Origin of the sequence: Anaerocolumna xylanovorans DSM 12503 (assembly GCF_900143645.1) — a bacterium.
Taxonomy (GTDB): Bacteria; Bacillota; Clostridia; order Lachnospirales; family Lachnospiraceae; genus Anaerocolumna; species Anaerocolumna xylanovorans.
Genome location: NZ_FRFD01000007.1, coordinates 143,438 through 157,376 on the forward strand (window position 1 = coordinate 143,438; position 13,939 = coordinate 157,376).

Sequence of the window (13,939 nt, forward strand, 5' to 3'; positions counted from 1 at the left end):
CGTTATTTTCACTCATTTTTCACACTTTCCTTTCCAGGAAAAGCCGTGTATTTATTGACTTCTTTCAATATCTATTTTACTTAAACGGTAGGACACCCGAATGTTTGAGTAAAAAAGGTCGGGCGACGTCCTAGCTTCTTTTCAAGTTCCTTCACGTACACCCGGCATTTTGCCATAAAATAATACTGTCTTTCTGGCTCATGTTCTGGCGGCGCGACCGTCAGATCTATTTTATCTAAGTCAATATTTTTCACTTTTCCTTTTACCTTTCGATTTATAATTCTTTTCCGGTTTCGTTGTCGATGAACGAAATCTTAATACTACAATTCAAGATTTCGGCGATCGAACGAAGTTCAGATTCTTTAAAATCGCCCCTTTTCATTTTGTTCGAAAAGTTCTGGCGTGTCTGATCTGTACCTTCGGCAATGTCGCCCATGTTCAAATTGCGGCGTCCGGCGATCATTCGGATCTTTTCAACTGTTTCCAAGTTCATTTGTTCCATTCAATCACTTCCTTTCTTTGTTTTCTTATTTTACTTTTTACACTTTAAAATGTCAATAGTAAAATAATACTTTATTTTTCAATCGTTTCCTTTACATTTTTGCTTGACATATTACACTTTAAAGTGTATAATGTAATTACAAGGTAAGGAAAACAAGAAAGCGAGGAAATGAAAAATGTTAGATAAAAACGGTGTAGAAATTAAAACGGGCGATGTAGTAAAAATAGAAGGTGCTTACTTCAAAAACGACAATGGTTTCTGGTATGTAGAAAATTCAGATGGTGATCCGAACTGGTGCGGCAAGGATCACAGCCTTCGCAAAATCTCAAAGACTGGAAAGATCAGCACAGCTTCAAGAAATATTTGCTTCTGGCCTATCATGGTTTGTACGAATAGCTGGGTGAAAAGAATTGAAGCCAAAACATGGAACGAAGAACACGCAACGATCGAAGTTGTTTCCGGAATCAATAGAACAGAAATCGGAAAGCATTTCGAAGAACTAGCCGGAAACATGGATCCGGAAATCGAACGTCTTGAATGGAATTTTGGGAAAGAAAGTAAATGTGTTACGGATCAGGTGAACATTCAGAATCATTATAGAGAAGTAGCAAAAACATTTTAACAGCATAAATCACAAGGGCCGCCGCCCTGGCGGCCGGAAAGGAATTAAAATGACAAAGGAATTTGAAGAAGCATTGAAACAAGCCTTTCAGAAGGCAAGCGCCGCACAAGATAAGGCGCTGGAAGCTACCGCCGCCGGCGATCAGGAATCATCGAAACACTGGTGTTCGGAATACGGTCGTTATTGCGAATTATTCGGTCGGGTGTTAGGAATCAGCGAAGAAAAGTTCAATGAACTTGTGAACGCTTTCAGAGAAAATCAGAATAAATCAGAGTAAATCAGAGTTCGTCAGAGAAAATCAGAATAAATCAGTGTAAAAAAATAAACCCACACAAGGCCGTATTTTCGTTTTAACGGTTTTGTGTGGGTATTTCTTCGCCTTTCGTCTTTAAATGCGAATATGGGGCAAATCTGGACGCGTGGAAGGCATTTAAAAGCCGTGATATATCTGTAAATCAAAAGGAAGTTTTGTTCCCCCTTAAACCCCTTCCCTTGCGCCATTGTATCACACCATCGAAAATCTGTAAAGTGTAAATGTAAATTTATATTTTACTTTCTACATTTCACAATGTATTTTTATAATAATGTGTTGACAATTTTCTGAATTGCCGCGTAGTCATAACCGGCGGAGGAAAGTCTGTTCTTTCTGTCCTGACCGTTCCCCCATTTGCCGGCGATGATTTCACGGGCGATTTCTTCGTTCGATTTCAGGTTTGAAGCCTGGGATCCGGAAAGAATCTGGTTGACCTTCTCCTGAATACTTGAATAGTCATATCCGGCGGCGGTCAGATTTGCCTTTCTGGCTTCACCATTGCCCCATTTGCCGGCGATAACCTCACGGGCGATAACTTCTTCGCCTTTCTTCGGTTCTGCCGCTTCTGTGGCGTCGTAGGCTGTCAGATTGTACGTTCTAATGCAATTCATAATAGTATTGACATAGGTTGAACTTGTAGCGTAGCCGTCGGCTTTGATATTCTGGACGTACTGTTCCGGATCTGTGACACCCTTCAAATTTGCGTATCTGCTATAACTGATAAAATCGAAATAGCCTTTGACGCCTTCGTCCAGTGATCCAAACGCGCGGAAGTTGTCGCTGATCTGTGTCAGGACGCCAGGTTTATATTCTTCCTGGGTGTTCATGTTCACACTAGCACCCTTCCAGGAACTTCCACATTTCAGCCCGAAATAATTGTGATACTTTGCGGAAAGCTGTGATTTTCCCCAGCCTGATTCGATAATCGCCTGGGCGATGATAGGGGAAGCAACCTTGATCTGATAATTTCCCATGTGCTTTTTTACCGCGTTCGCGATACTTTCAATAAAATTCTTCTGTTCTGTTGTCATAATAAACCTTCTTTCAAACTATAAAACAATTGGGCCACCGCATAAGCGGCCGCCCGTGTTCTATTCCTCTATGCAAATAAAGACTTTAATTTTTTACGGCTTCCGGATCCGCATTTCCCGTCCGGCTTGTTGTTTGTGCCGGTGGAAGGATATTTCGTTTGAAATGCCTTGAATGCGGCTTCTGTTTTGCTTCCCCAGTCGCCATCGACGCCAAGTCTTGAAACGCCGGCGATGATTCCCTTGTCGATCAAGGTGTTAAGGTGCCACTGTAACCAGGAAACGCCGCTTCCCTTGCTCCCCTTCTTCAATGTGGCGGAAGGTTCCTTGTAAGGGCAAGCGCCGCCGGATCCGCCAGAATTAGCGGAAGAAGAACCGTTTTTATATTTCTTTCCGGCCGTTCCGTTAATAATGACATGGTGGCCGGCGCGGTTTGGAATCCAGCCAGGCCCCCACAAATCACTTGAAGTCAGATATTTCGATTCTTTGTGTTCTTTCCAGCCAGCCGCAACCAGGCGCGCGCCGATCGTGTTTGTGGTAGGGCAATTCGAAGAACCGTTCATCATGTTCGCGTCGGTGGATCCGCCACCGGCCACAACACAAACGGCCGTCGAAGAAGAACAATCCGCTTCGCATGGTGTTTTTATTGCCGCAAGGTTCCAGTTCTGTTTCTTTGCTTCGGTTCGAAGCGTGTTTCGCTGTCCCTGGTCGTAACCGATCGCGTTGTTATTCGCGCCGGCTTTTGCCTGGGCGGCCACATTGTTTCCGATTGCTGGTGTCGGTGGCTCATATACCGCCGTCCAGCCTGGGAAGTAGTCGGCTCTTGCGTACCATTCCGTTCCGGTCTGATCTCCGGCTTTTCCGCCAGAATATCGTCCGTTTTCATCGTGTCCGCATGAATAGATTACTGTACTCATTTTTGAATATCTCCTTTCTAACTTTCAAAAAGAAAGGCCAGCAACGCGCCGCAAAGGAAAGCGACGATCGTTACGGGCCAAGCGATGGAAAACAAAAATAATAGGATTGCAAAAACAATCAGGTGTTTATTCGTGAATGTCAATTCGACCGCGTGGATCCGAAGAATGACAATCAGCCCCGTAAGAAAGCAAAGGGCCGCCACGATAAAATAAAAGATCTTCAACTAGGCGGATCGTTCCGCCTTGTTTATTTTACAAGCTGATTCGATCTTCGACACGATCCACGCTTCGGCGTCGTTGAATTCTTTGTCCAGGAATTTAAGCATTCGCTCATTCATCATTGATAAGGATTTCTTTAATGATTTTTCAAGCGCTTCCTTCTGGTGGTATTCGTCGAACTTTCCGTCGGCGCGAAGCTGATCGGCGAACGTCTGGTTCGTTTCGTCCACGGCGTCAAGTACAATGTCGATTGCTTCTTCGATCTGGCTTCCTTTTACTTTTTCGCGAACGAATGCGATCGCCGCGGTTGTCACTACTGGAATGACAACGACAAGAACGCCGTTGATAATGGTTTCTAAAATTGGTTGTAAGTCCATAAATCTGTACTCCCTTCTAATAATTTGATTGAATTTCTTCGTTCATGCTACTTTCAAACTGTTCTTTCGCTGGTTCCGAATCAAGTCCGGCCTTCTCGTATGCTTTGCGAAGTTTGATCGCGTTTTCGGCTTTTGCCTTGTTGTAGTAAAAAGCCCTGGCGATAGCATATCCGCCCCAGGAAACCGGAATCAGATAACTAAACAGTGTCACGTCAAGGCCTTTCCAGGCGAAGAATACACCGATCGCCGTAATAACCCAGCATTCAGTTTTTGCTTCATTCATGATCTGCTTTGAAAATTCTGGTTTTCTTTTTCTTCTACTTCTCTGTTTCATGTTGCCGCCTTCCTACATTCCAGCGCCCATTTTCACAAATGCAAATAACAACCCGACAAGCGCCGAAATTAAAGCGGCGGCGATTGCGCGTGTAAGCCATTTGTTACTATCTTCAAGCCCTGAAATTCGTTTCTGATATTCGTCAAGATCCCCCTTGATTTCGATGATTTCTCTTTCGTTTTCGTATGTTCTGGCTTTCATCTGTCTATATCCGTCAAGTTTCACTTCAATAGTTTTCAGACGATCAAGAACTTCGCGTTCGAATGGTACTTCTGGCATAATTGGAACCCCCTTTCCTGAAAATTAGACAATTAAAAAAGCCGGGTTTCCCTGGCTAATTGTTAAAATATTCGGAAAGAAAATTCGTCAATGATCTTTCTTAACAGATTTCCGGCCGTGAAGTGCTGGATCAGGCCGAAATAACTTTGCATTGTATTATTTACCTTTTCGAAGGTAATCTGACCGGCTTCAAAAAGTTTCTGAATGAACTTGATTCTTTTGAACATTCTTTTCCTGGTGCTTCTACGCATTCGGATTTTCTTCGCCGTGATCTGCGCGCCGACGAATGTAACCGGAAGGAACGCCGGGCGAATGCAAGTCTTGTTATTCAGTTCCAGGTGAAGGACTTCATCAAGGAACCGTTCGATCTCTGATAAGATCTGTTTTAATTCTTCTTTATCCGGCCACAAGATAACAATGTCGTCCATGTACCGGATATAATATTTAATCTTTAAATCATGCTTACAATACTGATCCAGTTCGTTCAAGTAGATATTCGCGAACATTTGACTTGTCAGGTTCCCGATCGGCATTCCGCGATTATATAGCCAGTCTTCAGATTTGCATAATTCCGGTTGTACGCCGGCCGGCAATCCGAAGGCGGTTTCTTCGCAATTTATCAATTTATTCAAATCTTGAAGAATCAGTTCGTCCTTGATATGTTTCGAAAGAATATTCATCAGGACGTCGTGATCGACGCGATAAAAATATTTTGCAATGTCTAGTTTTAAGACATACCATTTTTTCGGGCTTCTGTTCGCCTTTCTGATCCATGTTTGAAGCTGGGCGCGCGCTTTTGTCGTTCCCTTATCATCACGACAACCGTAACTATGCGTTATAAACTGTCTATCGAATAAAGGATTTAACTTTTGATAATACGCCCATTGAACTAACCGATCGCGATATTGAAGGGCCATAATAACCCGTGGTTTCGGTTCGTAGATCTGTTTTCTTCTGTATCTTCCCACGTGATAAGACGAAACAAGCGGTTTGTCCGGATCGCCGTCTTCGTGAAAATAAGTAAGTTGATTCAGTAAATCAATGATCCCTTCTTCCCTATGTGCCGAAAATTTCAAGTTTTCATCGCGGTAATGTTTGCCTTTCGAAGCGTTCTTGTCTGCTTCCAGAAGGTTTTCAAAGTCCACAATGTCGGCGTGTGATATGTCAAAGGTTTTCATTGTGTAATTCCTTTCTTTTGGAATTATGCGCCTGGGCTTTCGGCCGTTGGCGCGGCGCTATCCGTTACACCCTTCAAATTTTACTAACTGCATTGATAGCGACGTTAATTCTTCCGGAAATGTCACCGGAACGGAAATAGATCCCTTTCCCTTTCTTGCGCTGTGAAAAGTCCTTAGACTTTCCCGTCTGGCTCAAAGGGTAAGCGGAAAAGAAGCCGATGTTCGTGTTCACGTTGGAACGCGGATTGTTCAAGTTCAACGCGGAAGGCCCAGCGTTCGAAGTGTTGTTGTAACTGCCACCCACGATCGGCAAGCGTTAATGACCTATTCCCACCGGATTTTACTTTCCGGTTGCGCTGGTTTCTTTCTGTGATTTGATCCAGCCGCCGAGTAGCCTTCCGATCTCACACAATTTTTCAGAAACCAATTTGTAACGCTTTTCATCAATAAATTTCATGTCATACGACAAATCATTGAACAGCCGCAACAATTCAAGCTGGACGTCCGCGTCTTGAAGCGTTGTCTTCTTGAAATATTTCTTTTGCGCCGTAATGATGTAACCCAGGAACGCGAACAGACACTTTTTGTAATCTGCGACAAATCCTAGCTTTTCACTTCGCGGATATTTTACGAATGAAGTATATAAATACTGCATAAGATCTTTCGTTTTCTGTAAAATAATCAGTCCGTTTCTTTGATCCCTTCCTTCGTCGGTTTCTGGATCGCCTTTCGGTTTCTGATAATATCGTTGTGTCCCCATGTATAACTTCCCTTCGCTGTCGTTGTTGTAAAAATATAGGGGCTACTATCGTAGCCCCAAACAGAACACTGTTTTCAGATTTCAGATTACAATTCCATGAAAGCGGAAAAGAAGCCGACGTACGCGCCCACGTAGGAACGCGGATCGCTCAAGCCCAACGCGGAAGGCCCAGCGTTCGAAGCGCCGTTGCAACTGCCACCCACGAACGGCAAGCGTTCACCGTCGGTATTCAAGTAAACGGTTCCCTGGTAAGTTGTGATGTCCGAACATGGTAACAAATGAAGTTCTTTCAAGATCTCCGGCATTGTTACGCCAGAAGCGGCCGCAACGTCTTTGAATGCTTTTGAAGTTGAAGTCGCGGCGACACGATCAGTTCCAATAGTTCCGGTTGAAGTGAACTTCAATGTTCCAGTTGTTCCAGGTGCCACAAGCGAACCGTCTGGTTTAATCGCCTTCCAGTAAGTGGAAGCGTCAACGTGTGAAACTTGTTTCGCCGCCTGGTTGCCGACGAAGATCTGGATTTCGCCGTTTACGATACGAAGTCCGGAAGTCCATTTCCAAACATTTCCCACCCAGTCAGCGATTCCGCTTCTGGTTCCGTCGTGTGTCCATGTAGCCGGGCCGGATCCGGTCGCCGTTCTTGTGATTCTGGTTCCGCCGGCGCCGTCGCTTTCGCTTGCGGTTCCGACACCAGCTTCATAGGTGTAGGAATGACTTTTTCCAAATTGTGTGTTTCCGCGTGGGATAACACCAGACTTATAAATCAAATGGTCGATAACGGCGCGTTCTGCGATACTTGCAAGGTGCCAGCCGGCGCCCTTCGCGTTACATGCCTTGTGTGAATCGTCGTAATTGATGGACGCTCTAGGATCCATGTTAGGCCAGGAATAAGCAAGTCCGTTCACCATACAGTTAATAAACATGCTGTGATAGAATTTTGAATATTCCACGTCGTCAATTACAAAGGCGGAATGTGTCTTTTCAGATCCACCGGTGAATAACTGGGCGTTTGTTCTTTTTGCAACCGGAACCATGAAGGAAGGAAGCCCAGCGTCGTCAAGAAGAACAGTTCCGCCGCCGCCGGTGATTCCTTCGGCCGCAAATTTTAAAGCGTCAAAATTATAATTATTCATTGAATACACCTTCTTTCAGCGCGTAAAGGGTTAATGTTACATTATCCATAGAAAATGGAACCGGATCGCGTTTCAAAATTGTTTTGCTGGAATTTTCGACACTTTCGTCGTAGTCAGGGTTTTCGACCTCTGTTTCCGTGTACTGTCTGGCCGGAATAAGAATCTGGGCCACATAATAAATGCCGCCGCCGGTTTCCAACTGGCCGAAGGCGTCGGAAGTAATGTCGATGTTCACATCGTTGTCGGCCTCTTTTGCTTTCAGATTCAACATGATCTGATCGTCAAAGGAAAGCCAGGTCTTTGTTACTTCATAAGGAATCTTTGTTCCTTCGTTCGCTTCAATAACTTTCATCATCGAATACCTACCTCTCTTTTTACTTCATTCATGCGCGCGTTGATCTCTGCGGCATATTCCCGGTTTTCCTGGGAAGAATTTCTTTCAGAACCACCGCCGAAGGCTCTTAACATTTCGCTTTCCTGGTGTCTTCTTTCGTCTGATTTAATAATTACATTTGCCGCCATTAGTACAATCCCCCGATCACATGAAGTTTTACAGTTACATTTTTCGCACTACCGTAATAATTTACTTTGAAGGCATTTAACGCCTTTCCGTAGACTTCCACGCGTTCGACTGGGCCGTCTGCCGTTACGACTTCGGCTGTCACTTCGTAGTCGGTATTGTTTACCATCTGCGGAAGTGCGATCGTCTTTTCAGCGTTTGAAGCTGGGTATTTCAAAGTATTTGTAAGCGCCACGTTCAAGATCTGACCGCGTAAATTATCAACGGTGTCCTGGACGTATCGAAGATTTGTTCCCAAAAGTCCGACGATCAGCGCATTTTCTACAAGTCCGAAATCCATGTTTCCGAAATTTGTGGAACTCTGTTGTGTTCCTCTCTGAATTACTTCGCCAGGATCAGGCGCCCATTCTTTCACGCCGTTTCCTAAATCCGTAACAGCTACCCTTCTAGGGTGTTCGACAATTCTATCTTGCCATAATACTGGAATATACATTTGCTTTCACTCCCTTCTAACTTTTGCCCGAAGACTGAACAAGTTTCAAGGTGTATCTGTAAAGAACGCCTTCTTCGAATTCCTCTTTGTTCAGGCTTTCGTTTCCGCCGGCCCACAAGAACCCGTTTCTATGATAGAATCTGATTCCTGAAATCTGATCCGGTGCGTCATGGTCGAACAAAACATAAATAGCGATTCGACCGTCTGTCAGTGTTTCCACCTTGTAAATTGGAATTTTTGTCCAGGTGTTCCCGGATTTGTATTCCGCATGTGAAATAGATTTCTTCATGTATTCCTTCAAGTCTTCCAGTGCTTCGGAAGTCATGGGAATATAGCTTGCTTCTGTCATGCTTCGAACTCCTTTCATTCTTCCGCGGCGTATTTGTCCGCGTCAGTGTTGTAATATAAGTTAAAGCCGTCACTTTCAGGTGTTGCAGAAACGCCGCTTTCCGCCGTGGATAGCCCCGTCGAAATATCCGGATATGTGCCGGATTCCAATTCGCTGTCCGATGGATAGACGATTTCGTCTGATCCAGAAACGCCTTCAAGGTCAACTTGAACCTCGTTTAATTGTGCGCCGATTGAAACGTCTGGCGCGGTTCCTGATTCCGTTTCGCTGTCCGATGGATAAATTATCGTGTTAGCGTCTGAAACGGTCTGAATGCCGATCTGGCTGTCTTCCAGGGCGGCCCTGACGGAAATGTCCGGCGTGGTTCCTGATTCCGTGTAAATCGTGCTTGCGGCTTCGCTCTGGCCTTCCAGGGTGATTTCTATTTCCTGGCCTTCCATTCCGACCGAAATTTCCGGGTACGTTCCACACTCCATATCGCCGCAAAATGTATAAACGAATTTCGCGTATTCAGATTTCGAATTTATGGTTAATGTGATCCCGTTCTGAAATACCATGTAATCGAATCGGGATCTTGCATTTTTTACTTTGTTTAGATAGCGCAAGAATTCTTTTATTGAAGTTTGCGTTACCTCTGTACCTACTGCGATTCGAAAATGAAATGCTTCGCCGGCGTATGTGTACCATTCTTCGACGGAAGTGTTTTCATTCCCGAATACAATATCAATCATTTCTTCCATTGCCTGGCGTGTTCCTAATTTCATATACCAGTAAATCGAATTCAGGATCAATTTTCTTTTTACATCAGGCGTCAGATCTGAATTGTAAAATAACACGCGGTTTTCTACCGCCAGGAAGTCCAGCTTGTCGTCGCTGACGTTATCCAGGTCGGCCCATATATGAACACGTTTTATTCTATCAATGAACTTTTTCTTTTGCTGATCGAACGCGTAACACATAGCGATTCTTTCAGGTGTTTTCATTTCAGGCGGAAGCGCGTTTTTCGTCTGAAAGTCTGAAAGTTTAATCATCTTCAACACCGCCATAAACAAATTCGATTGTTTCTTCGTTTGCGACGGAAGTTTCCGGAACCTTTGTAAATACTGGCGACGTAATAACGACGCGCTTTCCGCCAGCCGCCCGGACAAACTCTGTCAATGCGTCCGGGTTAATATCCCGGCCGATTTTTGTTCTTTGCCAGTTGATGAATGTATCTTTTGCCGCTTCAATAGACGACTGAATCGAAGCGATATTGTTCACGTCGCTTCTGGCGATGTAATACGTCGCTTTCAGGTCGTATTTAACGACGTCAGGCGCCTTCACGGTTGTTTTGTCTGTCATTGGAACAATCGGGTTTTCTTTGATGTATTCCAGGGCGCCAGAACAGAACGTTTCGGAAGGAAGTTCGCCGTTTAGTAGTAAGATTCGAATATCGACAACCGCGTCGTCTGGTTCGTAGATTTTGACGTCCTCGATTGAAGCGCTGTTGTACTGTTTCACCCAATATTCGTAAGCGTCAGAAGGGCCAGCCGTCGAATAAGAAGAAGGCGCCATGAAGATATTTTCGCGGAAACTTTCTTCCGTTTCTTCTCCGGCTCCGCCGGTTGACTTTGTGACATTGGAAACAGAAGCCACATAAGGAACCGGATCGACTATCGTTTCGATTTGACCAATTATGTAGTCATTGCCGACCGTTCCGACCGTCTGACATGTGCAATCAATATCGACGAATGAATCGCCGGCTGTGATTTCTGCGTAGTCGTCAGTTTCGAAATAAATTCCGTCGCCGGCTGTGATTCTTGTTCCCCGGGGAATATAGATCACTTCCCTTCGAACTTCTGAAAGCGTGAATCGTGCCGTAAGGATTGCGGCCTTCGGTTCCTGGATAAACGTCTTCTTGAACGCGCCCAGGTGTTTCAGGAAGTCGCCCTTTGAATATTTCAGAAGGTTCATTTTTGCCGCGTTATCCAGTTTTAAATACATTTGATAATATTGTGCGGCTTCGATCCTGATCTGAATGTGTTCTTTGTCGCCAGGACGAAGAACGATTGACTGTCCAGTCTGGTTTTCATATTCTGTTTCGTAGTCCGAAACCATTTCCGCCAGAATATCGTCGAAGGTTATGTCGTCGATAAAGGAAATGTCCGGTAAATCATAAAGTTTTTGAATTTCATTCGCCATTGTAAACTAACACCACCTTCGGGATCATATTTCCGCTTGTTCCGGATTCTGTAAATTCTATTTCTTCCACCGCGACACGTGTTTCAAATTCTTCGATTAACTCGATCGCGCTTATTGTATAAAGATTTTGCGCCTGGAAGCTGGGCGCCGATATAATATCCGGATCCAGGCCTATATCTCGATTCATCGGAATAGTGCCTTTCACGCAAGATAAAAGAAAAGAAACCTTGTCAAGAATTTCCTGACGAAGATTTCTTTCATAAGTTCCATTTATTTCAATTTGTACGCCGTCTATTACAATCATTGTCGTTTCACCGCCTTATCTGTATTCTGTCGCGGTTATGGAAATTGTGACTGACACAAGTTCGCCGCGATTCCAAACTTCATCGAAAGTCGCGTCTACGCTGTCAATCGTCCACTTTCCGCCGCCGATTTTGTGGCCGCCAATGACAAAAGGACAAACGGTTCCATTTTGACAGTATTTAATCACTTTCGTTTTCATTTTCCGTGGGCTTACGCCGTGGCCGGCCTTGATTTTCATTTCAAAAGAAGCGGTCTGATTGTTTGGCGCTTCAAATTCTCTTTGCGGTTTCTTTTTATACCGCTTGTGATCCGAATATGTGGCCGAAGCCGCCTGTTTTAAATTCCTGAATGTTCGGATCTTGTCTTCGCTTGTTTCGAAGATAATATCGCCGAAATAACCGATCATTTAATATCACCGCCAATCTTACGGGTGACTTCCATCTACTGTCAGATTTCCGCCGACATGGACGTTCCCCGTTGTTTTAATGGAACCGGCCGAAATAGAACCGGCCGACAAACTTTTTGTCGTTTTAATAGTTCCGGAAACCGTAAGATCTCCGGAAACTGTAAGATCTCCGGAACAATTCATCGCTTCAACCTTTGTAAGATCGCTTACAAGATCAAGCTGTTTTGTTTCCCGATCATAACGGATATAGCTTCCGTCGCCGAAATCCTTTCGCCAGATTCCTTTTTTACCTTCCGGCGGCCGATTGCCGTTCGTGTAAGGCGGTACAAGAATCATTCCCCTTGTTCCACCGTTTGGAAGGTGTAAGACATAGACAAGCGTGTCATTTTCTGGCGGATCCCATTCATTCGACCACAAAGGCATGAAGGGCGAAACAGAATTATCACGGTCTTTATATACGACTTGCGCCGTTCCGTCCGCGTAATTCACGGCCGCAATATATCCAACTCTTACCATATCCGACATTTTATTCGCCCCCTATCCTGGAATTGTTAATGTTGTACCCGGATAAATCCAGTGTCCATTGCTGGAAGAAGATTTTCCGTGTGATTTTGCCGCTGATTCGATAACACCCGAATTCGCGTTGTAGATCTGCATATACTTAGCGCCAGATCCTAAATTTTTTGTACTGATTTTCCATAACGTGTCGCCGCTTACGATTGTATAAGTTTTTGAAGCCGCCGAAGATTCCGCCGCTTTTTTGACTGTATCGCCCGATTGAACGGTCGCAACCGTTACGCCTTTTACTAAAATTGTAAGGTGCATATCCAAGTTGCAAGTATAGCCTGATCCGGCGTCCTTGTTATGCGTAACTGAATCAATGTAATATTTCCCGTTCAGTTTCCCGAATCCGTCCATTTGTACGCATTTACTGGATATATATTTTGTGTCGCCCTTTACTGATATACTCATAGTCTGGCATTGTCTGTTATGTTCTAACAGCTTCGCCTTCGCTTTGATTTCCGCGTCCTGAAGACTTTCGGCCGTTTCGTTTAATTTAAGGATCCGGTTTCCATTTTTCAGAAGGAATTTATAAGTAAGGGTTTGATTTTTGCTTGCGTCGGTGTAACTGATTGTTACGCCGTCATATTCTCGCGTCATGCTTCGATTAACTGAATAAGATTCTACATTTTCGCGATTTATTGTGTAGCTTGCGTCTTTCTTTTCATAGTCCGTCTGGTCGAATACAACAATTTTCTTGTTGTATAGTTTCATTGCCAGATTGTAGGATTTGCAAAGATTGAACGCGAATGTAACGTCTTCCTGATCTGATTGTTCCAATTCTTCAATCGGGTAATCTTGACCGGAAAAGAAAAGTCCTACACCGGCATTCTTCGCGATTGTTTCAAGGATTCCTTTCACGCTCGTAGATTTCCAGGTATTGTTTTTCTTTGTGACATTAAAATCTGTATTGATCGGCGTAGATATTCCGCCGATGGAAGCCTGGGAAGGCGGCCCCGAATAACTCAAATCGTCAATTAAAAAATAACCGCAATTAAATTTTCGGTTATCGCCTTCTTTTTTCCAGTTTGTTAATTTGATAATTGCTTCTACATAATCGCCCTGAATAGGGATCCAACTTCCCGACCACTTTCCGCTTCTGTTATTCAGCTTCAAAGTTACCGTGTCGGCCGTTCCGCTGGCGTTGTCTTTGTATTCAAATCCTTCGATATAGTCAGTGATGGTTTTTGTAATGTCTTTATCATTGTATTTTACAATGACGGAAGATTGTCGCGCTTTCACGTCTTATAATCTCCATTCTGGAACGTCTTCTTCGTCTTCTTCCGGTAATTCTGGAATATAAACAGAAGTTCCGGCCGAAAAGACGAATGCGTCCAGTAAATCAATATTATTTTGTAGAAGAAGGCCTATATACTTCGTATCGCCGTAAAATTGATAAGCGATAGAATCCCACATGTCCCCTTGTACGGTTGTGTAGTATCTTTTTTCGTCCATATTTCAGCC

At 44.1% G+C, this 13,939-nt stretch carries 22 protein-coding genes; 2 read left to right on the plus strand and 20 right to left on the minus strand.

Annotated features, from left to right (window positions below; genetic code table 11):
- Positions 1-274: 274 nt before the first annotated feature.
- Positions 275-502: a helix-turn-helix domain-containing protein gene (locus tag BUF11_RS12705; protein ID WP_073589236.1), complete on the minus strand. Its 228-nt coding sequence runs from the start codon at positions 500-502 to the stop codon at positions 275-277.
- Positions 503-677: 175 nt separating this feature from the next.
- Between BUF11_RS12705 and BUF11_RS12710 the strand changes: the two genes are divergently transcribed.
- A complete protein-coding gene (locus BUF11_RS12710) occupies positions 678-1,124 on the plus strand; it encodes a hypothetical protein (protein WP_073589237.1) in 447 nt (148 codons plus the stop codon).
- A 49-nt stretch (positions 1,125-1,173) separates the two neighbouring features.
- Positions 1,174-1,401, plus strand: coding sequence for a hypothetical protein (locus BUF11_RS12715; protein WP_073589238.1), 228 nt, complete (start codon positions 1,174-1,176; stop codon positions 1,399-1,401).
- Positions 1,402-1,700: 299 nt separating this feature from the next.
- Here BUF11_RS12715 and BUF11_RS12720 read toward each other — a convergent pair whose 3' ends face one another.
- The 19 genes from BUF11_RS12720 to BUF11_RS12805 all read right to left on the minus strand — a co-directional run bounded on the left by BUF11_RS12720 (position 1,701) and on the right by BUF11_RS12805 (position 13,930).
- Positions 1,701-2,468 (minus strand): glucosaminidase domain-containing protein, encoded by a 768-nt coding sequence (locus BUF11_RS12720; RefSeq protein WP_073589239.1) that lies wholly within the window; start codon positions 2,466-2,468, stop codon positions 1,701-1,703.
- A 68-nt stretch (positions 2,469-2,536) separates the two neighbouring features.
- Positions 2,537-3,382: a peptidoglycan-binding domain-containing protein gene (locus BUF11_RS12725; RefSeq protein ID WP_073589240.1), complete on the minus strand. Its 846-nt coding sequence runs from the start codon at positions 3,380-3,382 to the stop codon at positions 2,537-2,539.
- Positions 3,383-3,606: 224 nt separating this feature from the next.
- Positions 3,607-3,978 (minus strand): hypothetical protein, encoded by a 372-nt coding sequence (locus tag BUF11_RS12730; RefSeq protein ID WP_073589241.1) that lies wholly within the window; start codon positions 3,976-3,978, stop codon positions 3,607-3,609.
- Between the two features lie 16 nt (positions 3,979-3,994).
- Positions 3,995-4,312, minus strand: coding sequence for a hypothetical protein (locus BUF11_RS12735; protein ID WP_073589242.1), 318 nt, complete (start codon positions 4,310-4,312; stop codon positions 3,995-3,997).
- Between the two features lie 12 nt (positions 4,313-4,324).
- Positions 4,325-4,591 (minus strand): hemolysin XhlA family protein, encoded by a 267-nt coding sequence (locus BUF11_RS12740; protein ID WP_073589243.1) that lies wholly within the window; start codon positions 4,589-4,591, stop codon positions 4,325-4,327.
- Between the two features lie 62 nt (positions 4,592-4,653).
- A complete protein-coding gene (locus BUF11_RS12745) occupies positions 4,654-5,769 on the minus strand; it encodes a reverse transcriptase/maturase family protein (RefSeq protein ID WP_073589244.1) in 1,116 nt (371 codons plus the stop codon).
- 340 nt (positions 5,770-6,109) lie between these two features.
- Positions 6,110-6,529, minus strand: a complete 420-nt coding sequence (gene avd / locus BUF11_RS12750; protein WP_073589245.1) for a diversity-generating retroelement protein Avd — start codon at positions 6,527-6,529, stop codon at positions 6,110-6,112.
- An 86-nt stretch (positions 6,530-6,615) separates the two neighbouring features.
- Positions 6,616-7,662: a hypothetical protein gene (locus tag BUF11_RS12755; protein WP_073589246.1), complete on the minus strand. Its 1,047-nt coding sequence runs from the start codon at positions 7,660-7,662 to the stop codon at positions 6,616-6,618.
- Positions 7,655-8,017 carry a hypothetical protein gene (locus BUF11_RS12760; protein ID WP_084558632.1) on the minus strand — a complete coding sequence of 121 codons (363 nt, stop codon included), beginning with the start codon at positions 8,015-8,017 and terminating at the stop codon, positions 7,655-7,657. The genes BUF11_RS12755 and BUF11_RS12760 overlap by 8 nt, the downstream gene beginning before the upstream one ends.
- Positions 8,014-8,184: a hypothetical protein gene (locus BUF11_RS24355; protein ID WP_175562054.1), complete on the minus strand. Its 171-nt coding sequence runs from the start codon at positions 8,182-8,184 to the stop codon at positions 8,014-8,016. The genes BUF11_RS12760 and BUF11_RS24355 overlap by 4 nt, the downstream gene beginning before the upstream one ends.
- Positions 8,184-8,675, minus strand: a complete 492-nt coding sequence (locus BUF11_RS12765) for a hypothetical protein (RefSeq protein WP_084558633.1) — start codon at positions 8,673-8,675, stop codon at positions 8,184-8,186. Before BUF11_RS12765 ends, BUF11_RS24355 begins: the two co-directional genes overlap by 1 nt.
- Positions 8,676-8,691: 16 nt before the next feature.
- Complete coding sequence (locus tag BUF11_RS12770; protein ID WP_073589247.1) at positions 8,692-9,024, minus strand: hypothetical protein; 333 nt, start codon at positions 9,022-9,024, stop codon at positions 8,692-8,694.
- Positions 9,025-9,038: 14 nt separating this feature from the next.
- A complete protein-coding gene (locus tag BUF11_RS12775) occupies positions 9,039-10,055 on the minus strand; it encodes a phage tail protein (RefSeq protein WP_073589248.1) in 1,017 nt (338 codons plus the stop codon).
- Positions 10,048-11,205 (minus strand): baseplate J/gp47 family protein, encoded by a 1,158-nt coding sequence (locus BUF11_RS12780; protein WP_073589249.1) that lies wholly within the window; start codon positions 11,203-11,205, stop codon positions 10,048-10,050. Before BUF11_RS12780 ends, BUF11_RS12775 begins: the two co-directional genes overlap by 8 nt.
- Complete coding sequence (locus BUF11_RS12785) at positions 11,195-11,509, minus strand: hypothetical protein (protein WP_073589250.1); 315 nt, start codon at positions 11,507-11,509, stop codon at positions 11,195-11,197. The genes BUF11_RS12780 and BUF11_RS12785 overlap by 11 nt, the downstream gene beginning before the upstream one ends.
- A 15-nt stretch (positions 11,510-11,524) precedes the next feature.
- Positions 11,525-11,914 carry a phage tail protein gene (locus tag BUF11_RS12790; RefSeq protein ID WP_073589251.1) on the minus strand — a complete coding sequence of 130 codons (390 nt, stop codon included), beginning with the start codon at positions 11,912-11,914 and terminating at the stop codon, positions 11,525-11,527.
- A gap of 18 nt (positions 11,915-11,932) precedes the next feature.
- Positions 11,933-12,439 carry a phage baseplate assembly protein V gene (locus BUF11_RS12795; RefSeq protein WP_073589252.1) on the minus strand — a complete coding sequence of 169 codons (507 nt, stop codon included), beginning with the start codon at positions 12,437-12,439 and terminating at the stop codon, positions 11,933-11,935.
- A 12-nt stretch (positions 12,440-12,451) separates the two neighbouring features.
- On the minus strand, positions 12,452-13,717 hold the full coding sequence (locus BUF11_RS24750; RefSeq protein WP_073589253.1) for a LysM peptidoglycan-binding domain-containing protein: 1,266 nt from the start codon (positions 13,715-13,717) through the stop codon (positions 12,452-12,454).
- Positions 13,718-13,720: 3 nt separating this feature from the next.
- A complete protein-coding gene (locus tag BUF11_RS12805) occupies positions 13,721-13,930 on the minus strand; it encodes a tail protein X (RefSeq protein ID WP_073589254.1) in 210 nt (69 codons plus the stop codon).
- Between the last annotated feature and the right edge of the window lie 9 nt (positions 13,931-13,939).

Excerpts from the sequence above, each read along its gene's own strand:
- BUF11_RS12795 (WP_073589252.1), bottom strand. The coding sequence starts at position 12,439 with ATGTCGGATATGGTAAGAGTTGGATATATTGCGGCCGTGAATTACGCG.
- avd (WP_073589245.1), bottom strand. The coding sequence starts at position 6,529 with ATGGGGACACAACGATATTATCAGAAACCGAAAGGCGATCCAGAAACC.
- BUF11_RS12745 (WP_073589244.1), bottom strand. The coding sequence starts at position 5,769 with ATGAAAACCTTTGACATATCACACGCCGACATTGTGGACTTTGAAAAC.
- BUF11_RS24355 (WP_175562054.1), bottom strand. The coding sequence starts at position 8,184 with ATGGCGGCAAATGTAATTATTAAATCAGACGAAAGAAGACACCAGGAA.
- BUF11_RS12705 (WP_073589236.1), bottom strand. The coding sequence starts at position 502 with ATGGAACAAATGAACTTGGAAACAGTTGAAAAGATCCGAATGATCGCC.
- BUF11_RS12805 (WP_073589254.1), bottom strand. The coding sequence starts at position 13,930 with ATGGACGAAAAAAGATACTACACAACCGTACAAGGGGACATGTGGGAT.
- BUF11_RS12785 (WP_073589250.1), bottom strand. The coding sequence starts at position 11,509 with ATGATTGTAATAGACGGCGTACAAATTGAAATAAATGGAACTTATGAA.
- BUF11_RS12760 (WP_084558632.1), bottom strand. The coding sequence starts at position 8,017 with ATGATGAAAGTTATTGAAGCGAACGAAGGAACAAAGATTCCTTATGAA.
- BUF11_RS12720 (WP_073589239.1), bottom strand. The coding sequence starts at position 2,468 with ATGACAACAGAACAGAAGAATTTTATTGAAAGTATCGCGAACGCGGTA.
- BUF11_RS12725 (WP_073589240.1), bottom strand. The coding sequence starts at position 3,382 with ATGAGTACAGTAATCTATTCATGCGGACACGATGAAAACGGACGATAT.
- BUF11_RS12735 (WP_073589242.1), bottom strand. The coding sequence starts at position 4,312 with ATGAAACAGAGAAGTAGAAGAAAAAGAAAACCAGAATTTTCAAAGCAG.
- BUF11_RS12730 (WP_073589241.1), bottom strand. The coding sequence starts at position 3,978 with ATGGACTTACAACCAATTTTAGAAACCATTATCAACGGCGTTCTTGTC.
- BUF11_RS12765 (WP_084558633.1), bottom strand. The coding sequence starts at position 8,675 with ATGTATATTCCAGTATTATGGCAAGATAGAATTGTCGAACACCCTAGA.
- BUF11_RS12780 (WP_073589249.1), bottom strand. The coding sequence starts at position 11,205 with ATGGCGAATGAAATTCAAAAACTTTATGATTTACCGGACATTTCCTTT.
- BUF11_RS12755 (WP_073589246.1), bottom strand. The coding sequence starts at position 7,662 with ATGAATAATTATAATTTTGACGCTTTAAAATTTGCGGCCGAAGGAATC.
- BUF11_RS12715 (WP_073589238.1), top strand. The coding sequence starts at position 1,174 with ATGACAAAGGAATTTGAAGAAGCATTGAAACAAGCCTTTCAGAAGGCA.
- BUF11_RS12775 (WP_073589248.1), bottom strand. The coding sequence starts at position 10,055 with ATGATTAAACTTTCAGACTTTCAGACGAAAAACGCGCTTCCGCCTGAA.
- BUF11_RS12740 (WP_073589243.1), bottom strand. The coding sequence starts at position 4,591 with ATGCCAGAAGTACCATTCGAACGCGAAGTTCTTGATCGTCTGAAAACT.
- BUF11_RS12710 (WP_073589237.1), top strand. The coding sequence starts at position 678 with ATGTTAGATAAAAACGGTGTAGAAATTAAAACGGGCGATGTAGTAAAA.
- BUF11_RS12790 (WP_073589251.1), bottom strand. The coding sequence starts at position 11,914 with ATGATCGGTTATTTCGGCGATATTATCTTCGAAACAAGCGAAGACAAG.
- BUF11_RS12770 (WP_073589247.1), bottom strand. The coding sequence starts at position 9,024 with ATGACAGAAGCAAGCTATATTCCCATGACTTCCGAAGCACTGGAAGAC.